The sequence below is a fragment of the Actinokineospora auranticolor genome (assembly GCF_002934265.1).
GTDB lineage: Bacteria > Actinomycetota > Actinomycetes > Mycobacteriales > Pseudonocardiaceae > Actinokineospora > Actinokineospora auranticolor.
Window position 1 is genome coordinate 1 of the sequence record NZ_PTIX01000010.1, and the last position, 20,391, is coordinate 20,391.

Below are 20,391 nucleotides of genomic sequence, written 5' to 3' on the forward strand. Positions count from 1 at the left end.
ATCAATTCATCTCAAAGGAACCCACATCGGGGTTCTATCATTCAAGCTCTACTGGCTTAAATCGGCACACTGTTGAGTTCTCAAACAACACACGCTCATCGTACTCGACCGCCGGAAGGGCGACCTCATCCGAGGCTGGTTACTCGCTAAGTTCTTATGTCTCGCTCTGGCCCGGTTTTCCCGGCCCGTTCCGCTGACAGGAAGAAAGTTACACGGGTGCCAACCCGGGATCAAATCGGGGGTGCACTCGCGCACAATTCCAGGCAAAAACCGTTGCGGCACAACGGTTCCACGCGGGAGGTCCGCACACCGCCGTCGATGGTCGCACAACGGCCGTGAACGCGCCCGACGAACGGGTTTCCGCTGATCAAACCCCCTATCGACACCCCGTCCGTTCACTTAGCCGACCCGCGACACCTGGGAAAGTCAATCCCTGTGATCGCGGTCACTATTCCGTGGGAATGAACTACGCACCGAGTACCCCTAGTCACGGGATGCCACCCACCGGTGGGCACCCCGCTTCACCCTGCGGCAGGTTCGACGTCGTCGCCGTCCCTTCGGCGTGGCCAACCGCGTGGCAACCATCCGGGTGCGGCCCGCTGTCCCGGCGGGCCGCGGAACAACCAGGAGAACCCCATGCAACGACGGACTCTCGCGCTCGTCGCGGCCAACGCCCTGGTGGGCGCCGCCGTGGTGCTCGGCGTGGCCGCCCCCGCGAACGCCGCGCAGGACAGCGCGGCGCTGGTCACCAACCTGACCTACAGCGACAGCGGTGCCAGCCAGTACGCCTCGGAGATCGCCCAAGCCGCGTCCATCTGGAACTCGGCGGCGCCGAACGTGCGCATCACCAAGGCGACGGCCGGTCAGCGGGTCAACATCCGCATCGTGTCGGACCCGGGCTGGCCGCAGGCGCAGCTCGGCCCGGTGCGCTCCAGCCAGACGCTGCAGATCTGGTTCGGCAAGCAGGCGGTGGACCAGGGGTACAACAAGGTCCGGATCATCACCCACGAGATGGGCCACACCCTGGGCCTGCCGGACCGCCGCACCGGCCTGTGCTCGGACCTGATGTCCGGCAGCTCGGCCCCGGTGAGCTGCGCCAACGCCCAGCCCAGCAGCGCCGAGCGGTCCCAGGTCCAGCGCAACTACGCCAACGGCCTGGCCCAGCAGGAGGCCCCCTTGACGGTCATCATCAAGGACGCCGCCTAACCCACCCCCCGCGGCGGTCGGCCCCTCCGGGGACCGGCCGCCGCGGTCTTTCCGCACCCGGGGGCCATCCACATACCCCTCCCTCGGCGCTCCACTCCCCGGACCTCGCGCCAACCACCGCTCACGCCCTCCCCTGGCTCCGCACCGCCCGCCTGTGGGCCCGGCCCGACGGACCGGAAGTCCGTCAGAGAGACTGGGGGCCAGTGCCCGCCCTCTCGACCTGGAGCGTTTTGATGCCGCAAGGGACCGTCCGTTGGTTCGACGTCGAACGGGGTTTCGGCTTCCTCGCCCCCGAGGACGGCTCGCCGGACGTGTTCGTGCACGCCTCCGAGATCGTCGAGGACGGCGGCGCGAAAGTGCTCCGCGAGGGTCAGGCCGTCGTGTTCGAGGTCGGCGAGAACGACCGCGGGCCCCAGGCGCTGCGCGTTCGCGTCACCGCCGACGCGGCCACCGGCAGCGCCGTTGGCCTGCTCGGCACCATCAACTGGTACGAGCCGGGCAAGGGGTACGGCTTCGCGTCGCCGGACGGCGGCGGCGCCGACATCTTCGTGCACAGCTCCGCCATCGTGACCGGCGGCGTGGTCACCGAGGGGCAGCGGGTGGCCTTCCTGATCGTCGACGGTGAGCGCGGTCCGCAGGCCGGGTACGTGATCCCGCTGGCAGCGGGGGCAGGCTCACCCGCCGCGGCCGGTATCGGGGACGGTGCCGACGGCACGGTGGCCTGGTACGACGAGGACAAGGGCTTCGGCTTCATCAACCCCGACTCCGGCGCCGGGGACGTCTTCGTCCACGCCCGCGCCCTGGCCGAAGGGCTGACGTGGCTCGCGGAGGGCGACCGCGTCGCCTACGAGGTGACCAGCGGCGACAAGGGCCCACAGGCCCGCGACGTGCACCTGGTCCGGGGCGCCGAACCCCAGACACCGCCCCGGCGGCCGGCACCCGCCACGACCGCGGGACCCGCCACGCGGGACGTGCCCGCACGAGGCGGCGAGGGCGTCGTCGCGCGCTACGACGGCGACCGCGGCTTCGGGTTCATCACCCCGGACGCGGGCGGCGACGACCTCTTCGCCCACGTGTCCGTGATCATGGGGTCGGAGCCGCTGCGGAAGGGTGACCGGGTCCGGTACGCGGTGCGTCAGAGCGACCGGGGCCCGCAGGCCGACCGCGTCGAACGCCTCTGAAGCGGCGGCCCCACCGATGGCTGATCACTTCCCGGCGAAAAGACCTTCGCGTGGGCTCGGCGCGAAGGGTGAGGTCAGCGGCGTCGAGGAGTAGGCGGGCGCGCTGCCGGGGCCACGGAGTGCCCTCGCTCAAGTGCGGGTTCGGTGGTAGCCCCTGCTCAGGCGCCACGTGAACCGGCACACCCGCCGGACGCACCGCGAGGAACTTCGAGCTCGGTTGAACCGGGGCGGGCCCCGGGCCGTGTGGGAGTCAACCGATTCCCCAGGAGGCCCCCGTGAACCGCAGGTCCGCCCTCGCCGTCTCCCTGCTCGCCGCCGGCGCCGTGCTCACCGCCTGCGGTGACGCGCAGCTCCCCGGTACCGCCGACGTCAAGCCCGCCAGCGTCCAGGTCGGTGGCGACGCCAAGGCGGTCGACTCCGTCGCCACGGCCCTGACCGACGCCATCCGGGCCATGCCCTCGCCCGAGTTCGGGAAGTTGGTGGTCGACGGCGACGGCCGCACCATCTACCGCTTCGACAAGGACACCGCCAAACCCCCGACCACCAACTGCACCGGCGACTGCGCCGCCGCCTGGCCGCCCGTCCTGGTCGACGACCCCGCCGCCGTCCAGGCCACCGGGGTCGACGCCACGCTGCTCGGCACCGTCGAGCGGCCCGAGGGCGGCAAGCAGCTGACCATCGCGGGCTGGCCCGCCTACCGCTACGCCAAGGACACCGCTCCCGGCGACGTCAAGGGGCAGGGCGCGGGCGGCAACTGGTTCGCGTTCACCCCCGAGGGCAAGAAGGCCGCGGCGGCGAAGTCGGGCACGGTCGGGGTCGCGGTGATGAAGGTCGGCAAGCTCGGGCAGATCGTCACCGACCGGGAGGGCATGACGCTCTACCGCTTCGACAAGGACTCCGCCAAGCCGCCGACCACCAACTGCAAGGGCGACTGCGCGAAGAAGTGGCCGCCGGTCCTGGTCCCGGACGGCGCGAAGGTCGAGGGGCTGGACTCGCTGGGCACCGTGGACCGCGGGGACGGGACCCGCCAGCTGACCGTCGGGGGTTGGCCGGTTTACCGCTTCGCCGAGGACAAGGTTCCTTGCGACACCAAGGGTCAGGGTGTCGGGGGCACCTGGTTCGCGCTCAACGACACCGGCGCGAAGGTGGGCGCCTGACCGGAGGAGGGAGACGGCGGGTGCGTCCATCCACAGGGGACGTACCCGCCGCCCTCGTCGTCACAGGGTTTTCGCCACCAGCGTCAGCACGTCGTAGCGGGCGACGCTGACGCCGTCCTGGTTGCGGACGTCGGCGTCCCACCGGACCTCGCCGTAGTGGGCGTTCTCCCGCGGGGTGATCTGCTTGGCCGTCAGCGTGACGGTGATCGAGTCACCGGGGTGGACCGGGGTGGTGAAGCGCAGGTTCTCCAGCCCGTAGTTGGCCAGCACGGGCCCGGGTTCCGGGGAGACGAACAGGCCCGCGGCCAGCGAGATGATCAGGTAGCCGTGCGCGACGATGCCGCCGAAGAACTCGTTGGCCGCCGCCGCTTCCGGGTTGGTGTGGGCGTAGAAGGTGTCGCCGGTGAACTCGGAGAAGTGGTCGACGTCGGCCTGGTGCACCACGCGCGGCCCGGCGGTGACGCTGTCGCCGACGCGGAGTTCGGCGAGGCTCTTGCGGAACGGGTGCACACTCGTGTCGGCGACCGGCGCGCCCGCGGTCCACTCCCCCGTGACCTTGGCCAGCACCTTGGGGCTGCCCTGCACCGCGGTGCGCTGCAGGTGGTGCAGGACCGCCCGGATACCGCCGAGTTCCTCGCCGCCGCCCGCGCGGCCGGGGCCGCCGTGCACGAGGTTGGGCAGGGGGGAGCCGTGGCCGGTGGACTCGCCCGCGTCGTCCGCGTCGAGCACCAGCAGCCGCCCGTGCCAGGGGGCGAGGCCGCCGACGACCTCGGCGGCGAAGTCGGCGTCGCCGGTGACGATCGACCCGGTGAGGCTGCCGAGGCCGCGCGCGGCGAGGTCGATCACCTCGTCGGTGGTCTCGTACGGCATGAGGGTGCTGACCGGCCCGAACGCCTCCACCTCGTGCGGCTCGGCCCGGTCGCCGTCGGCGCGCAGCAGGATCGGGGACAGGAAGGCGCCGCGCTCGGCGTCGGCGTCGACGACGTCCACGCGGGTCGGGTCGCCGTGGACGACGTCCCCGGCGTCGGTGAGCGCCTTGAGCGCGCGGCGGACCTCTTCGCGCTGTTCGAGACCGGCGAGCGAGCCCATCCGCACGTCGGGGTTGGCCGGGTTGCCGACGGTGACCTTGCGCAGGCGGGCGACCACGGCCTCGGTGACGGGGTCGGCGAGCGCGGCGGGGACGAAGGCGCGGCGGATGGCGGTGCACTTCTGGCCCGCCTTGACCGTCATCTCGTTGACCAGCTGCTTGACGAACAGGTCGAACTCGGCGGTGCCGGGACCGGCGTCGGGTCCGAGGATGGAGCAGTTGAGCGAGTCCGCCTCGGCGTTGAAGCGGACGGCGTGGCGCACGACGGTCTCGTGCACGCGGAGCTTGCGGGCGGTGGCGGCGGACCCGGTGAAGGAGACCAGGTCCTGCGGGGTGAGGTGGTCGAGCAGGTCGCCCGCGCTGCCGCACACCAGCTGCACGCTGCCCTCCGGCAGCAGCCCGGTGCCGATGATCAGCTCGACCAGCTTCTCGGTGACGTACGCCGTGGGGCTGGCGGGCTTGACCAGGCTGGGCACGCCCGCGAGGAACGCGGGGGCGAACTTCTCCAGCGGCCCCCAGACCGGGAAGTTGAAGGCGTTGATCTGCACGGCGACACCGCGCAGCGGCACGGCGACGTGCCTGCCGACGAAGGTGCCGCCCTTGCCCAGCGGCTCGACCGGCCCCTCGGGCAGGACCTTGGCGTTGGGCAGTTCGCGGCGGCCCTTGCCGCTGTAGGCGAACAGGACGCCGATGCCGCCGTCGACGTCGACGAGCGAGTCGCGGCGGGTGGCGCCGGTGCGGGTGGACAGCGCGTAGAGCTCGTCCTTGGCGTCGGTCAACCGCAGGGCGAGTTCCTTGAGCAGCGCGGCCCGTTGGTGGAAGGTGAGTTCGCGCAGCGCGGGACCGCCGACCCGGCGGCCGTGGTCGAGCGCGGCGGCCATGTCCACCCCGGCCGAGGAGATCCGGGCGATCTCGGCGCCGGTGACCGCGTCGTGCAGCGGTGCGCCCTCGGTGTCGGGGGTGTGCCAGTGGCCGCGGACGTAGCTGCGCAGCAACGCCATGGGGGTTCGCCCTCCTAGAGGCTCGCTCGGGCGCGGCCGCGTTGCCGCCCCACCTGAGGATGTTAGTGCCGCCCGACCCTGGCCACGCGCGCGCGAAACCGATAAAGCAATTCAGGGCAATCCGGGGGTCGTCGTTACCATTTACCACGCCCGCGGAGTGGGAATGTTATGGCGACAGGACACTCTTGCGAATCGCGACATTTGGGTGAAAAAGTGGGTTCTCGACGGCGTGACCGCCTCGGTGCTCACGGTTGCCAGGACTAGCTGACCTGGGGTTTCTCCGGGCTCCGCGGTGCGCGCGTTGTCGTTTTTCCGCATGGGCCGACCATGCGGTCTTCCCGATTCACCCCTGCCGCGGCTTCGGCCGCAGAATCGAGAAAAAGTATGAAGATGACCAAGCTCGCCGTCGCTGTCGCCGGCGTGGCGGCGGCCATGGTCGCCGTCGCCCCCTCCGTGCTCGCCGCCGAGTCGGCGCCGGGTTCGGGGCAGTCCCCCGCGATCATCGGCGGCGGCACGGCCAGCAACGCCCCGTGGGCGGCGCGGCTGTTCGCCAACGGCCAGCAGTCCTGCACCGCGACCATCATCGCGCCGCAGTACGTGCTGACCGCCAAGCACTGCGTGGCCAGCGGCACGATCAGCTTCCGGATCGGCAGCCTCGACCAGACGACCGGTGGCACCACCGCGAACGCCTCGCAGATCTACCGGCACTCGGCCTCCGACCTGGCCATCGCCCGGCTCGACCGCAGCGTGTCGGCGACCTACTCGCCGCTGGGCACCACCGCGGACGCGCGCGCGGGGCAGCAGGTCCAGGTCTACGGCTGGGGTGCGACCTGCACCAACCAGTCGGAGATCAACTGCCAGTCGCGCTACCTGAAGGTCGCGACCGTGCAGGTCAGCTCCACCAACGCGCGGGACGCCTACAACGGTGTCGCGATCCAGGCCCGCCGGGTCAACGGCATCACCGCCGGTGGCGACTCCGGTGGCCCGATGTTCGGCAACGGCCGCCAGATCGGCGTCGCGTCCACCAGCGACCGGTCGAGCGTGACCAACTACACCAGCGTCGGCCAGTACCGCAGCTGGATCCAGAGCATCGCGGGTGTCTGAGTTCTGACTGTCGCTGAGGACGGTGGAGCGGGTCGTGGCGGCTTTCGCCACGACCCGCTTTCCGCTCATGGGCAGGTGTTGAGCATGCGGGTCAGCTCGGCGAGCTCGGCGTCGTCGACCGAGAGCTTGTACTTGGTCTTGACCGCGACGTAGGCGGTGGCGTAGTCGCACCAGTACTCGCGGGCCGGGCGCCACTTGCCCGGGTCCCCGTCGCTCTTCTGCGTGTTGGACCGCGCGGAGACGGCGATGAGGTTGGCCGGGTCGTTGTAGTAGTCGGTGCGCTGCTGGCGGGTCCAGTCACGTGCCCCGGAGCGGTTGGCCTCCGCGATCGGGACTATGTGGTCGATCTGGAGGTCCTTGGGGTCCTTGGACTTGACCCCGTCGTAGTGACTGGTCCAGCAGGACTCCTTGGGGCAGGACGGCCTGCACTGCGAGTCGACCGCCTCACCGTCACCGTCCCGGATGAGGACGCGTTCGCGGGTGTTGCACTTGGACGCGGAGTCCTCGCGCCAGTCACCCCAGTCGTCGCGGTCGTAGTGGGCACCGGTGTCCTCGGGCCGCGGTTGACCGAGCGCCGCCAGCGCCTCGGCGTGCGGACCACCGATCGCGGGCCCGGGGACGTCCGCCCCGCTCGAGCCGCCACCGGCCCCGCTGTTGATGTCGACCTTGCACCCGGCCAGCGGCAGCACGGCGAGCAGGGCGATGGCCGGGACGAGCCGTCGGGAAGCCATGTTCTCTCCCTTATGCATGAACTACTGCATAGACTCTCCTGATCATCACTCGTTCGTGGGACCCACGCCGGACGAGGGCGGGAGACCGCGCCCACAGACAGCAATGGCCCCCTACCGACCGGGCGGTGGAAAGGGGGCCATTCGGAGTAGCGGGCCTTCGTCTCGAGCAGGATCGCCGCTAGTCGATCCCCAGCAGCCGCGCGCGCAGGAGCCGGGCAACTGCCAGTGCTCGGCCACTCGTGGGGCGTCCCACCGAGAGATGGCGCCTCGGCCAGGTCACAGCGAGCAGGCCGAGCGGATCGGTTCGCCCGGCCTGTCGCTCTTCCGGCCCGATCAGCCGTGATCCGCGGTGGTCAGTGTTCGACCGCTTTCTCCGCGCCCGCGCCCGTCAGGGCCCGGACCTCCATCTCCGCGTACTTCGGGCCGCTGCGCTCCTTCGACAGCACCGTCCCCAGCCACCCCAGCAGGAACGCCAGCGGGATCGACACGATGCCCGGGTTCTCCAGCGGGAACCAGTGGAAGTCCACCCCGGAGATCATCGACGGGGTCGACGCCGTCGACGGTTTGCCCGACACGGCCGGGGAGAACACGATCAGCACGATGCTGATCGCGAGGCCGCCGTAGGTGCTCCACAACGCGCCCTGGGTGTTGAAGCGCTTCCAGAACAGCGAGTACAGGATGGTCGGGAGGTTCGCCGACGCCGCGACGGCGAAGGCGAGTGCCACCAGGAACGCGACGTTCTGCCCGTTCGCGACGATGCCGCCGACGATGGCCACGATCCCGATCACGACCGCGGTGATCCGGGCGACCCGGACCTCCGCGTTCTTGTCCGACAACTCGCCCTTCTTGATGACGTTGGCGTAGATGTCGTGCGCGAACGACGCCGACGCCGTGATCGTCAACCCGGCCACCACCGCGAGGATGGTGGCGAAGGCGACGGCCGCGATCAGTCCCAGCAGGACCGGGCCGCCCAGGGCCTGGGCCAGCAGCGGCGCCGCCGAGTTGCCCTTGCCCGGCGCGGCGCGGATCGCGTCCGGGCCGACGATCGCCCCGGCGCCGTAGCCCAGGACCAGGGTGAACAGGTAGAAGATGCCGATCAGCCAGATCGCCCAGACCACCGAGCGGCGGGCTTCCTTGGCCGTGGGGACGGTGTAGAAGCGCATCAGGATGTGCGGCAGGCCCGCCGTCCCGAGCACCAGGGCGAGGCCGAGCGAGAGGAAGTCGAGCTTGCTGGTGCCGGTGGCCCCGTACTGCAGGCCCGGTTCCAGCACCTTCGCGCCCGCCTTGGTGTTCGCGTCGACCGCGCCGCCGAGCAGCTCCGAGAGGTTGAAGCCGAAGCGGGCCAGTACCCAGATGGTCATGGCCAGCGCACCGGTGATCAGCAGCGCGGCCTTGATGATCTGGACCCAGGTGGTGCCCTTCATGCCGCCGACCAGCACGTAGACGATCATGATGACGCCGACCACGGCGATCACCACGGCCTGCCCGGCCTTGTTGGTGACGCCGAGCAGCAGCGCGACCAGGCCACCCGCGCCCGCCATCTGCGCCAGCAGGTAGAAGAACGACACGACCAGCGTCGAGGTGGCGGCGGCGGCGCGCACCGGCCGCTGCCGCATCCGGAACGCCAGCACGTCGCCCATCGTGTACTTGCCGGTGTTGCGCAGCAGTTCCGCGACCAGCAGCAGGGCCACCAACCAGGCGACCAGGAAGCCGATCGAGTACAGGAAGCCGTCGTAGCCGTTGAGCGCGATGGCGCCCGCGATGCCCAGGAACGAGGCGGCGGACAGGTAGTCGCCGGAGATCGCCACGCCGTTCTGCGGGCCGGTGAAGCTGCGGCCCGCGGCGTAGTAGTCGGCGGCGGTCTTGGTGTTGCGGCTCGCCCGGAACACCACCACCAGCGTGATGAGCACGAAGGCGGCGAAGATGCCGATGTTGAGGGCGGGGTTGTTGCCGGTGACCCCGGCGGCGATCGGGCTCACCGGTCACCACCTTCCACGGTCTCGCGGATGCGGGTGGCCAGCGGGTCGAGCTTGCGGTCGGCGTAGCGCACGTACCGGCTCGTGATCACGAAGGTGGAGACGAACTGCAGCAGTCCGAGCAGCAGCCCGACGTTGAGGTTGCCGACCAGCCGGGTCGCCATGAACCCGTGGGCGTAGTCGGCGAGCAGGACGTAGACCAGGTACCACACCAGGAACAGCACGGTCATCGGGAACACGAAGCGGCGTAACCGCCTGCGCAGCTCGACGAACTCCGCGCTGGCGTGTACCTCCTCCCAGGTGTCCTCCCGGATCTCGCGATCCGTCGGGTCCGGGGCCTTGGCAGTGCCCATCCGACGCCTCCTCTCCAGCGGCAGGGGTGTTCCGCGTCACGTTAGGGAGGAGATGCTCGCCGTCGGGGGATCAGCGGCTCAATCGACGGATGATGCGACGAACGGCGGACGAGCGGCGCGCCGACCAGGACGAGTGGCCCAGGTCACGCCCGCGGTCGCGGGTGGGCACCGACGTGCGGCGTTCCACCAGGTGCAGCCGCAACATCGCGGCCGACGACCAGGCAGGCGGACGGCCCAGCAGTGATACCGCCACCATGGTGCCGAAGGCCAGCGGGACGGACCAGGGCGCGGGCTGCGCCACCAGTATGGCCAACCAGCCGGACACCGGCGGCCCGAACAGCGTCGCCACGATCGCGCCCGCCGTGCCGAGCAACCCGGCGGCGACCCCGGCGATGGCGCCGGGCGCGGTCAGCCGGGGCCACCAGATGCCGAGCACCAGCAGCGGGCAGAACGTCGACGCGGCCACGGTGAAGCCCCACGTGACCAGCACACCCGCGTCCAGCCGGGCCGACGGCAGCGCCAGCAGCACGACCGCCGCCGCCGCGGCGACGACGGTGAACCGCAGCCGGGCCAGCCCGCCGGGCACCAGGTCGTGCGAGATCGCGCCCGCCACGACCAGCAGCAGCCCGAGCGAGGTGGCCAGGAACGCGGCGAAGGCGCCCGCGGTCAGCAGGGTGGTGAACACCGTGCCCGCCGCTCCGCTGTCCACTTGCGACGGCAGGGCGACGACGGCGGTGTCGGTGGCGCCGGAGAGGTAGAGCTGCGGCACCAGGACCTTGGCGAGGGTGCCGTAGACGCCGGGGAAGAGGTAGAAGACGCCGAGCAGGCCGACGGTGATCGCGGCGGTGCGGCGCGCGGCGCGGCCGTCGGGGCTGGTGTGGAAGCGCATGAGCACGTGCGGCAGGCCCATGGTGCCGAGCATGGTGGCCAGCAGCACGGCCCAGGTGCCCAGCAGCGGGTGGCCCGCGTCCTGCAGGTCGAGCAGCGGCCGCTGCCAGTCCGGTCCGCCGGGGGCCGCTCCCCCGCGCACACCGGGCACGGGCGCCCCCGCCGGGAAGACGAGGGTGTCGCCGTCCTCGACGCGGAACTCGCCGGGCGGGATGGTGAAGACCCGGCCGTCGGAGGCGCGGACGGTGGTGGGCTCGTGGACCTCCAGCGTGACCTCGAGTCCGAAGTCGACCGGGGTGTCGCGGGCGAAGTGGGTGAACTCGACCGGGTGCACGGCCTCGTGCCGCACCGCGGGCCCGGCGGAGAGCAGCAGCCAGATGGCCGGGACGATGAACAGCACCAGCTTGAAGCAGAACTGGAAGGCCTGCACGTACGTCGCCGCGCGCATCCCGCCAACGGCCAGGGTCACGCTGACCACGACCGCCGCGATCACCACGCCCACCCAGTACGGTCCGCCGCTGACCACGCTGAGCACCAGGCCCGCGGTGCGGAACTGCGGCACCAGGTAGAGGCCTGCGATCACCAGCACGGTCACCGCGGCGAGCTTGCGCAGCGGGGTCGAGGCGAGCCGGGCCTCGGCGAAGTCGGGGACGGTGACCGCGCCGGAGCGGCGCATCGGGGCGGCGACCAGGACCAGCATCGCCACGTAGCCCGCGGTGAACCCGACCGGGTACCACAGCGCGCCCACGCCGTCCTTGACGACGAGCCCGGCCACGCCGAGGAACGACGCCGCCGACAGGTACTCCCCCGACACCGCCGCCGAGTTCAGCAGCGGCGACACCCGGCGGGAGGCGACCAGGAAGTCCGAGGTCGTGCGCATGGCCGCGACCCCGCGCAGGCCCACCAGCAGCGTCACCAGCACGACCGGGGCGACGGCGAAGAACGCGATCACCCGCCGGGTCCCGGGGTGCCCGGCTCGGAGTCGTCCTCCACGCGCTCGGCCCGGCGCAGGTGCCAGTGCGCGATGGCGACCATGGCCGGGAACGGGACCGCGACGAGCGCGACCCACGACACCGGCACGCCGAGCACCCGCGCGTGGTCGAGCCACGGCGCCAGGCTCAGCACGACCGGCAGCCCCAGCAGCAGCACCGACAGCGCGCCCAGCGCCACGGCCGCGCGGGAGCGCTGCGCGTGGAAGACGCGCACGGCCTCGTGCACCTCGGCCGGGTCGAGCGTCGGCGGGCGCCACGCGGTGCGGTGCCTGCGGCGGGCGTGCGCGAGGCGGGTCTGCGGGCTGGTGACGGCGACGCGGCGGTGCGGGCTCACCGCTTGCCCAACTCGCCGCGCTGGGCCGCGCGCAGCAGCCGTTCCCGCAGTTCGCGGGCGTGCCTGCGGCTGACCGGCACGTCGCCGAGGTCGGTGTGCGCGAGCATGCCGCCGACGGAGTCGCTGCGCAGCTCGCGCACCGCGTCCAGGGCGACCAGGAAGCCGCGGTGCACGCGGGCGAAACCGGAGCCTTCCCAGTACTCCTGCAACCGGGAGATCGGCATCCGCACCAGGTGCACGCCCGCGGTGGTGTGCAGGCGCACGTAGTCGCCGTGCGCCTCGGCGAACTTGACGTCGCCGCGCCGCACGTAGCGGGTGCGGCCGTCGGACTCGACCGGCAGCGCGGGCATGGCGTCGGGGCTCGCGGCCTCGGGTTCGGCGGCGGCCTTGCGGGACTCGGCGATCCGGGTGACCCGGGCCAGCGCCTCGGCCAGCCGCTCGGCGCGGACCGGCTTGAGCAGGTAGTCGACGGCGCCGATGCCGTAGGCGGTGACCGCGTGGCCGTCGAACGCGGTGACGAACACGATCACCGGCGGCTCGGTCAGCTTGGCCAGCAGCGAGGCGAGTTCCAGGCCGGTGAGGCCCGGCATGGAGATGTCGAGGAAGACCGCGTCGAACCGCTCGGCCTGCAGGATCCGCAGCGCGCTGACCGCGTCGCCCGCCGCGCGCACCTCGGCCACGCCCGGGGCGTCGCGCAGCAGCCTGCACAGCTCCTCGAGCGCGGCGCGCACGTCGTCGACCGCGAGAACCCGGACCCCGTTCACGGCACCACCCCCGGTGCGAACATCGGCATCCGGACGACCATCCGGGTGCCCGCGTCCCGCTCGGTCTCCACCACCAGCCCGTACCAGGGGCCGTAGACGGTGCGCAGCCGCCGGTCGACGTTGGCCAGGCCGACGCTCTCGGCCGGGCCCTTGCCCGCGAGGATCGCCTCGGCGCGCGCGGGCGCCATGCCGACGCCGTCGTCCTCGACGGTGATGACGCAGTCGCTGCCCTGGGCCTCGCCGCTCACCTGCACCAGCCCGCCGCCGGGGCGCGGCTCGACGCCGTGCCGCACGGCGTTCTCGACCAGGGGTTGCAGCACCAGGTAGGGGATGGCGACGGCGAGCACCTCGGGGGCCACGCGCACCTGGACGCGCAGCCGGTCGCCCAGCACCGCGCGCTGCAGTGCCAGGTAGGTCTCGATCGCGTGGAACTCCTCGGCCACAGTGGTGTATTCGCCGTGGCTGGCCAGGCTGTATCGGTTGTAGTCGGCGAAATCGAGCATCAGTTCGTGCGAGCGGTCCGGGTCGGAGTGCACGAGCGAGGCGATGACGGTGAGCGCGTTGTAGACGAAGTGCGGCGAGATCTCGGCGCGCAGGGCCCGCAGCTCGGCCTGCGCGGCGTACTCGGCGGAGGCCTCCAGCCGGGCCCGTTCGAGGGCGGCGACCATCCAGTCGGCCACCTCCCGGATGGCCCCGGACCGGGTGCGGCCCGCGACGACGAGGACGCCCGCGAGTTCGTCGTGCACGTGCAGCGGGACGGCGGTGAGCGGTGGTCGACCCGCGCGGGTCTCGGTGTGCAGGGCGAGGTCGAGCAGGGCGAGCCAGCGGGTGCCCCGGGGGACGGCGCCGGACCAGGTGGCGGTGCCCGCGAGGTCGACGACCCCGACGGCGTCGGCGCCGAGCAGCGCCCGCACCCGCCGGGCGGCGGCGCGGACACCGGGCCCGGCCAGGCCGTCGGCCAGGTCCTCGCCGATGCGCCGGGCCATGGCCAGCACGGCGGTGGGGTCGCGCCGGGCGGTCTTGGACGACCGGAAGCCGAGGCGCGCGCCCCCATCCGACGGCGCGTCCCCCTCCGACATCTCGTTCGACCGCGGCATCCGCACAGTCCCTTCGGCGGCTGCCCGCATCGTAGGCCGCGACCACACGAAGGGGTGAAGGTAGTGGACGCCCACCACGGGCGGTCATGCGGTGGCCCGGTGGGCGTCGTCCGATCAGGGTCTGGCGGTGCGGATGGGGGTGAGGATCCCGGTCATCGCGGCGAGCCGGGCATTGGCCCGGCGGCGGAGCAGGCGCCCGAAGTCCGCGGGCACGGCGGATCGCCCGACCAGCTCACCCGCCGCCTGGTACACCACGGCCGTGACCACGTCGGCGGCCACCGTGGGGTGCGCGAGGGCCAGCGCCTGCCGGACGGCGTCGGCGGTCTCGTTGACCGCGCTCGAGGGGGGAGTAGGCATTGGTCCAGCATGCCGGATCGGTAAAGTCGCCCGGTTGCCGTAACGGGACGCGCCGAACATCGTTCCGATGTCCCGCAACCCCAGGCAATCCCCGGTGCGGACGGGCGCAGGCCCCCTCGGGGGCGCACTGTCCTTTCCGGACTGACGGGACGGACTTCACTCGATCGGACGCCCCCGGAGCGGTGACCACACCCGCGGAACCTGACGAAGTCCACGATCCGGAACACGTGCTGAACCAGCGCTTCCCCGGCCCGCTCCCCTTCCTTAGGCCCCACTCCCCGCACTCCCGCACAACACCTTCCGCCGCACCACGTCCCCTGCACCTCTCGGGCGGATCCTCCGCCCCTCCCCTCCCGCATCCGGGACCTCTACGCCCGCGAGGGGTCGCCCGCCAAGGGGAACCCCTTGTTGTGACTCCACTTCGCGGTGCCGGGCGAGGGAAGCGGGTGACGTCCTCCTGTGGACAACTCCGGACGCGTGTGGGGAAGCAGCGGGAACCCGCCGTCAGCAAAGGCCTGCGCTGCGGAACCCCGGCTCGCACGAACAGCCAGGCAACACCCGTCGCCACGAGCCTCACACAGCAATGGAGCGGATTCGGCAGCCCCGACCACAACATGTGGATCGCATACCGCGCCACCACCGGGTGACAATCGCCTCGACATCGCCTACGCCGCCACCCCAAGGCAGCCAACCCGCCCACGCAGCCAGCACCCCGGCTATTTCACCGCCCCGGCCCCCAAAAGACAGCCCCCGCCCACCTCGGGGGACAGCCCTGCTCCATTGTCGCCGAGCCAGGTGCTGGGCTCTCTGTGGGAGTTGCGGTCGTCGAGAGATCGTCGGCCGCGGGAATGCACTGTTCGAGCACGCCGGCCAACAATGGTGTCATCGCCGCGATCACCCGACTGATCGTCGGCTGTGACACCTCGAACGCTTCCGCCAACTCCGCTTGCACTCGATTCCGCCGCAAGTACGCCAACGTGACCACTACGGACCGATGTAAAACCAGAACCGGCGGCCACCGGCGAATCGATTCGCTGGTGGCTTCGTGGATCAAAGCGCACAATTCCTCGACACGGCCTCGGGTGAGGCCGGTGATATGACACATGAAGGCGGTCCGTTTTTGAGAGTGATGTGCGGTAACTGAATTCTCCCAAACGGGCCGCCACCTCTTACTTTCGGATACTCACCCCGGGGTTGTGAATAAGCCTCTGTGGACAACTCCGAGTTATGTGAAGGAAAGCGAGAATCGGCCATCAGGCCACGGCGGGTTGATCTTCACTGGCGAACTGCGTCCGGTACAGCTCGGCGTACCGCCCACCGGCCGCCAGCAGTTCCTCGTGTCCGCCGCGCTCCACCACCTGGCCCGCTTCCACGACCAGGATCAGGTCCGCCGCGCGGATCGTGGACAGCCGGTGGGCGATGACCAGGGCCGTTCGGCCCTCCAGCGCCTCCGCGAGCGCCGCCTGCACCGCCGCCTCCGAGGTGGAGTCCAGGTGGGCCGTGGCCTCGTCGAGGATCACCACTCGGGGGCGGGCCAGCAGGAGTCGGGCGATGGTGAGGCGCTGGCGTTCACCGCCGGAGAGCCGGTAGCCGCGTTCACCGACGACGGTGTCCAGGCCGTCCGGCAGCGACCGGACCAGGTCTTCGAGCCGGGCGCGGCGCAGCGCGTCCCACACCTCGGCCTCGGCGGCCTCGGGGCGGGCCAGCAGCAGGTTGGCCCGGATCGTGTCGTGGAACAGGTGCCCGTCCTGGGTGACCATGCCGAGCGCGTCCCGAATGGACTCCGACGTCAGCTCCCGCACGTCCACACCGGACAGCCGCACCGCACCCGTGTCCACGTCGTAGAGCCGGGGGGTGAGCTGGGCGATCGTCGACTTGCCCGCGCCGGACGACCCGACCAGCGCGACCAGCTGCCCCGGCTCGGCGCGGAACGACACGTCGCGCAGGACCTCGACGCCGCCGCGCGTGTCCAGCGTCGCGACCTCCTCCAACGACGCCAGCGACACCTTGTCCGCCGACGGGTACGCGAAGCCCACCCCGTCGAACTCCACCGACACCGGCCCGTCCGGCACCGCCCGCGCGTCCGGCGCGTCGCTGATCAGCGGCGGCAGGTCCAGCACCTCGAACACCCGCTCGAAGCTGACCAGCGCGCTCATCGCCTCCACCCGGGCGCCCGCGAGCGCGGTCAGCGGCGAGTAGAGCCTGGTCAGCAGCAGCGCCAGGGACACGACCGCGCCCGGCTCCAGCGCGTCGGTGATCGCCAGGTAGCCGCCGAGCCCGTAGACCAGAGCCAGGGCCAGCGCCGACACCAGGGTCAGCGCGGTGACGAACACCCACTGCACCATCGCCGAGCGCACGCCGATGTCGCGCACCCGCCCGGCGCGCAGCGCGAACTCTCGCGACTCCTGCGCGGGCCGCCCGAACAGCTTGACCAGCGTCGCGCCCGGCGCGGAGAACCGCTCGGTCATCTGCGTGCTCATCGCCGCGTTGTGCTCGGCCGCCTCCCGCTGCAGCCCGGCCAGCCGCGCGCCCATGCGCCGCGCGGGGATGACGAACACCGGCAGCAGCACCAGCGCCAGCAGCGTCACCTGCCACGAGATGCCGATCATCACGACCAGCGTCAGGGTGAGCGTGACCAGGTTGCCGACGATCCCGGACAGGACGTCGCTGAAGGCCCGTTGCGCCCCGATGACGTCGTGCCCGAGCCTGCTGACCAGCGCCCCGGTGCGGGTGCGGGTGAAGAACGCGACGGGCATCCGCTGCACGTGGTCGAACACGCGGGTGCGCAGGTCGAGGATCAGGCTCTCGCCGATGCTCGCCGACAGGAACCGGCTGACCAGGCCGAACCCGGCCTCGAGGACGGCGGCGACGGCGATGACCGCGGCCAGGCCGATCACCACCCCCGGTGATGATCGCTGGACTATCGCGTCGACCACCCACCCGGCGAGCACGGGCGTGGCCACGGCCAACGCCGACAGCACCACGCTGACCAGCAGGAACCGCACGATGCGGGATCGGTGCGGGCGGGCGAAGACCAGGATCCGACGCAGCGTCGCGCGGGTGAGCGTCCGCTGGTCCTGCTGGGCGTGCATGGTGCGGTAGAGCGTGCTCCACGCGGTCATGTTCATGTCCATCGGTGACTCCTGCCGTCGGGGGTGCGCGGGCGACAGTAGGAGCTAAGGCGAACTGGAGGTCAAGTCGATTTGTACGATTCCCGTCGTGATCACTCCCCTTCGCGACTTCGGTGCGGGCGTCGGCCTGCTGGCCCGCGGCTTCCGGCTGGTCCTCAGCGACCGCCGCCTGCTGGTGCGGGGCGCGCTGCCCGCCCTGGTGACCAGCGTCCTGCTCTTCGCCGCGCTCATCGGCCTGGCGTTCTCGGTCGGCGACCTGGTCGCCTGGGCGACCCCCTTCGCCGACGACTGGGCGGCGCTGTGGCGGACGCTGCTGCGCGTGAGCGTGGGCATCTCGGTCGTGGTGGGCGCGATCGCGCTGTCGCAGGTGCTGTTCTGCGCGCTGACGCTGATCGTCGGCGGTCCGTTCTACGAGAGCATCGCCGAGGAGGTCGAGGACCGGGAGCTCGGCGGTGTGCCGTCGGCCCAGGAGATCGGCTGGGGGCGGGCCGCGTGGATCGGGCTGCGCGACGCGGTGCTGCTGGTCGTGCGGGGGCTGCTGTGGGCCGTCGTGCTGTTCGCGGCCGGGTTCATCCCGGTGGTGGGGCAGACGGTGGTGCCGGTGCTGGCGGTGTGCGTCGGCGCGTGGATGCTGGCGATCGAGCTGACCGCGATCCCGTTCGTCCGGCGCGGCGTCAGCCTGCGGGCGCGGCGGCGGGCCCTGAAGACCCGCCGCGCGCTGACGCTGGGGCTGGCGGTGCCGGTCTACCTGCTGTGCCTGGTGCCGCTGGCCGCCCTGTTCGTCTTCCCGGCGGCGATGGCGGGCGGCACGCTGCTGGCGCACCAGGTCATCGACCGGGTCCCGGCAGCAGCGGGCGCGGGTCGAAGGTGACCCGGATCCGGGTGATCAGCCCGTCCACCACGTGACTCCAGTTGGCGGTGGGCACGGGCGGGGCGTCGGCGGTGCGCAGCTCGAACCAGGTGAGGACGTCAGGCCCGTCGACGAAGCGGTGCACGACGTCGATCCCGGTGACGATCTTGGAGAGCCCTTCGATGCCCGCCCGTGCCTCGTCGGCGTTGTCGGCGGTGCCGAGGGGCCCGCGGAAGGTGACGTCGTCGGCGAGGACGGACCGGAACCGCGCGAAGTCCCGCTCCCGCCACGCGTCGAAGTAGGTCTCCACGGCCGCACGGGGTGTCTTGGTCATACCCCGAGTCTGTGCCGCGTCGACCCATAAGTCGAATAGCGGCTCGTTGCTGATGCTAGAACTGACGCTTATGGAACTACGGCAACTGGAGTACTTCCTCGCCATCACCGAGGAAGGCGGCTTCACCCGGGCGGCGGCACGCGCGCACGTGGCGCAGCCCGGGGTGAGCGTCCAGATCCGCCGCCTGGAGCGGGAGCTGGGCCAGGAACTGTTCGACCGCACGGGCCGCACCATCCGCCTCACCCAGGCGGGCGAGGCCCTGCTCCCCTACGCCCGAGCCGCCCTGAGAGCCATCGACGACGGGCGGCTGGCGGTGGACGAGTTGGCGGGGCTGCTGCGGGGGCGGGTGACGGTCGGGATGCTGACGGCCACACCCGCCGACAACCTGATCGACCTGCTGGCGGACTTCCACACCGCGCACCCCCGGGTGGAGGTCAGTCTGCGGGAGGACACGTCGGACAACCTGGTCGAGGGACTGATCACCGGAACCATCGACCTCGCCTGGGTCAGCACGGCGGGCCGGACGCCGGACGGTCTGACGGGGGTTGTCGTGACCGATGAGCCGCTGGTCGCCGTCGTCATCCCGGATGACCCGCTCGCGACCCGCGCGTCCCTGCCGTTGGCCGCCCTCGCCGACCGCGTCCTGGGCAGCCTGCCGCCGGGGACGGGCCTGCGGGCCGCACTCGAGCAGTCCTGCGCCACGGCAGGCTTCACCCCGCGTATCGGGTTCGAGGCGAGCGCCCCGGAGGTCCTGGTCAAGCTCGCGGCTCGCGGCATGGGTGTAGCCGTCGTCCCCGCCCCCGTCGCCGCCCTCCACCCGACCACGACCCGCCACATCCCCTTGACCGACCCCGAACCCCGAGGCCGCATCGAACTCGCGTGGCGCGCCGAAGGCCCCCTGAGCCCACCCGCCCAAGCCCTGATCACCGCCGCCCGCCGCGCCCCCACCCCCGGACACACGACCCACCCCCAGGCATCCGCCATTGCCGGTGCACACGAATGATCCGGGTCAACACGGCCGAGGCGCCCGGCAGGGGCAGGAGGTCTGGCCGCCACCGGCAGCCGTTGCCCGCCGCCGGTTCGACAGGCCAGGCGCCTCGGCCAGATCCGGCACTCCCACCTCGACCTCCGGGCCGGAGGCGAAAAGGCGCTCTTGGCACACACCGCACGGAGCCAGCGGGCCCGGCCGGAGCGTCGACCACGCACACCGACGCCACAACCCGACCGTCGACCTCGTACGCCTCGCAGATCGCCCCGCCCGCGCACCGTCGTCCGCAACCCCGAATCTCTTGCGCATCAACGAGATCGCGGCGTTCACGAGCTCCACATCGACAGCCGCGAGCGGTCAGCCCACCGCGCCTCATAGCGGCCTACATCCACTGAATACAACGCTCGAGCCCAAGACCGGATTGACCTCCCTCCGCACCTCCGCCAAGCCGCGTGCGGCGGCACCAGACCGGCAAATTGCTCCACTGTGGACAAATCGCAGGCATGGGGACTACTCCGAGCTGAAATCGTTACGGGCGAAGCCAGTTGTCCACAGCCTTGATCAACTACGGCCGGAACTGTCGGTGTGCGCCGGTAGCATGGACACCGGGGGCCGGAGGCGCGCCTTGATCATCAGGGCACGCTGGGCAGTGGGTCAGCAGCAGCGCTCGCCCCGCCAAACCGTGCGCCCCTCCACCACCGCCGCGATCGCCGGCCCGACCACCGGACCCGCCCTCACCAAACCAGGCACGACCCACCCGGACCCCGATGTCCACAGCACCACCTCGGTCGCGCAGGCCACCGAGGTGTCCACAGGCTTGATCGTCTTCGCTCAGCACTGTCGGTGCCCGCGACTAGAAT

General features: G+C 71.5%; 18 protein-coding genes. 6 read left to right on the forward strand and 12 right to left on the reverse strand.

Annotated features, from left to right (window positions below):
- Positions 1-636: 636 nt before the first annotated feature.
- The 3 genes from CLV40_RS18970 (at position 637) to CLV40_RS18980 (ending at position 3,544) form a co-directional block, all read left to right on the forward strand.
- Positions 637-1,206: a snapalysin family zinc-dependent metalloprotease gene (locus CLV40_RS18970; protein WP_104480296.1), complete on the forward strand. Its 570-nt coding sequence runs from the start codon at positions 637-639 to the stop codon at positions 1,204-1,206.
- Positions 1,207-1,439: 233 nt separating this feature from the next.
- Positions 1,440-2,387 carry a cold-shock protein gene (locus CLV40_RS40320; RefSeq protein WP_104480297.1) on the forward strand — a complete coding sequence of 316 codons (948 nt, stop codon included), beginning with the start codon at positions 1,440-1,442 and terminating at the stop codon, positions 2,385-2,387.
- Positions 2,388-2,662: 275 nt separating this feature from the next.
- A complete protein-coding gene (locus tag CLV40_RS18980) occupies positions 2,663-3,544 on the forward strand; it encodes a hypothetical protein (RefSeq protein WP_104480298.1) in 882 nt (293 codons plus the stop codon).
- A 60-nt stretch (positions 3,545-3,604) separates the two neighbouring features.
- On the opposite strand, the gene paaZ is transcribed toward CLV40_RS18980, so the two are convergent.
- Complete coding sequence (gene paaZ, locus CLV40_RS18985) at positions 3,605-5,632, reverse strand: phenylacetic acid degradation bifunctional protein PaaZ (protein ID WP_104480299.1); 2,028 nt, start codon at positions 5,630-5,632, stop codon at positions 3,605-3,607.
- Positions 5,633-6,016: 384 nt separating this feature from the next.
- Here paaZ and CLV40_RS18990 point away from each other — a divergent pair, with 384 nt between their 5' ends.
- Positions 6,017-6,736: a S1 family peptidase gene (locus CLV40_RS18990; protein ID WP_104480300.1), complete on the forward strand. Its 720-nt coding sequence runs from the start codon at positions 6,017-6,019 to the stop codon at positions 6,734-6,736.
- Positions 6,737-6,801: 65 nt separating this feature from the next.
- Here CLV40_RS18990 and CLV40_RS18995 read toward each other — a convergent pair whose 3' ends face one another.
- From CLV40_RS18995 to CLV40_RS19040, 10 genes are all read right to left on the reverse strand, one after another.
- Positions 6,802-7,467: an HNH endonuclease family protein gene (locus CLV40_RS18995; protein ID WP_181043590.1), complete on the reverse strand. Its 666-nt coding sequence runs from the start codon at positions 7,465-7,467 to the stop codon at positions 6,802-6,804.
- A gap of 353 nt (positions 7,468-7,820) precedes the next feature.
- The gene (locus CLV40_RS19000) at positions 7,821-9,446 is read right to left on the reverse strand and encodes a solute symporter family protein (protein WP_104480302.1); all 1,626 of its coding nucleotides are present in this window, start codon (positions 9,444-9,446) and stop codon (positions 7,821-7,823) included.
- Positions 9,443-9,796, reverse strand: a complete 354-nt coding sequence (locus CLV40_RS19005; RefSeq protein ID WP_104480303.1) for a DUF485 domain-containing protein — start codon at positions 9,794-9,796, stop codon at positions 9,443-9,445. The genes CLV40_RS19000 and CLV40_RS19005 overlap by 4 nt, the downstream gene beginning before the upstream one ends.
- Positions 9,797-9,866: 70 nt before the next feature.
- On the reverse strand, positions 9,867-11,636 hold the full coding sequence (locus CLV40_RS19010) for a sodium/solute symporter (RefSeq protein ID WP_104480304.1): 1,770 nt from the start codon (positions 11,634-11,636) through the stop codon (positions 9,867-9,869).
- Positions 11,633-12,010: a hypothetical protein gene (locus tag CLV40_RS19015; RefSeq protein WP_104480305.1), complete on the reverse strand. Its 378-nt coding sequence runs from the start codon at positions 12,008-12,010 to the stop codon at positions 11,633-11,635. The genes CLV40_RS19010 and CLV40_RS19015 overlap by 4 nt, the downstream gene beginning before the upstream one ends.
- Positions 12,007-12,774 carry a LytR/AlgR family response regulator transcription factor gene (locus CLV40_RS19020; protein ID WP_104480306.1) on the reverse strand — a complete coding sequence of 256 codons (768 nt, stop codon included), beginning with the start codon at positions 12,772-12,774 and terminating at the stop codon, positions 12,007-12,009. Before CLV40_RS19020 ends, CLV40_RS19015 begins: the two co-directional genes overlap by 4 nt.
- A complete protein-coding gene (locus CLV40_RS19025) occupies positions 12,771-13,871 on the reverse strand; it encodes a sensor histidine kinase (RefSeq protein WP_245931383.1) in 1,101 nt (366 codons plus the stop codon). Before CLV40_RS19025 ends, CLV40_RS19020 begins: the two co-directional genes overlap by 4 nt.
- A 114-nt stretch (positions 13,872-13,985) precedes the next feature.
- Positions 13,986-14,228, reverse strand: a complete 243-nt coding sequence (locus CLV40_RS19030; protein WP_104480307.1) for a hypothetical protein — start codon at positions 14,226-14,228, stop codon at positions 13,986-13,988.
- Positions 14,229-14,949: 721 nt separating this feature from the next.
- On the reverse strand, positions 14,950-15,333 hold the full coding sequence (locus CLV40_RS40790; protein WP_104480308.1) for a helix-turn-helix domain-containing protein: 384 nt from the start codon (positions 15,331-15,333) through the stop codon (positions 14,950-14,952).
- Between the two features lie 148 nt (positions 15,334-15,481).
- On the reverse strand, positions 15,482-17,362 hold the full coding sequence (locus tag CLV40_RS19040; protein ID WP_104480309.1) for an ABC transporter ATP-binding protein: 1,881 nt from the start codon (positions 17,360-17,362) through the stop codon (positions 15,482-15,484).
- An 85-nt stretch (positions 17,363-17,447) separates the two neighbouring features.
- Between CLV40_RS19040 and CLV40_RS19045 the strand changes: the two genes are divergently transcribed.
- Entirely contained in the window at positions 17,448-18,230 is a 783-nt protein-coding gene (locus CLV40_RS19045; protein WP_104480310.1) for an EI24 domain-containing protein, read from the forward strand.
- Here the strand turns inward: CLV40_RS19045 and CLV40_RS19050 are convergent.
- Positions 18,187-18,543: a nuclear transport factor 2 family protein gene (locus tag CLV40_RS19050; protein ID WP_104480311.1), complete on the reverse strand. Its 357-nt coding sequence runs from the start codon at positions 18,541-18,543 to the stop codon at positions 18,187-18,189. The genes CLV40_RS19045 and CLV40_RS19050 overlap by 44 nt on opposite strands.
- A gap of 70 nt (positions 18,544-18,613) precedes the next feature.
- On the opposite strand from CLV40_RS19050, the gene CLV40_RS19055 reads away from it, so the two are divergent.
- Positions 18,614-19,546, forward strand: a complete 933-nt coding sequence (locus CLV40_RS19055) for a LysR family transcriptional regulator (protein ID WP_104480312.1) — start codon at positions 18,614-18,616, stop codon at positions 19,544-19,546.
- The last annotated feature ends 845 nt before the right edge of the window (positions 19,547-20,391 follow it).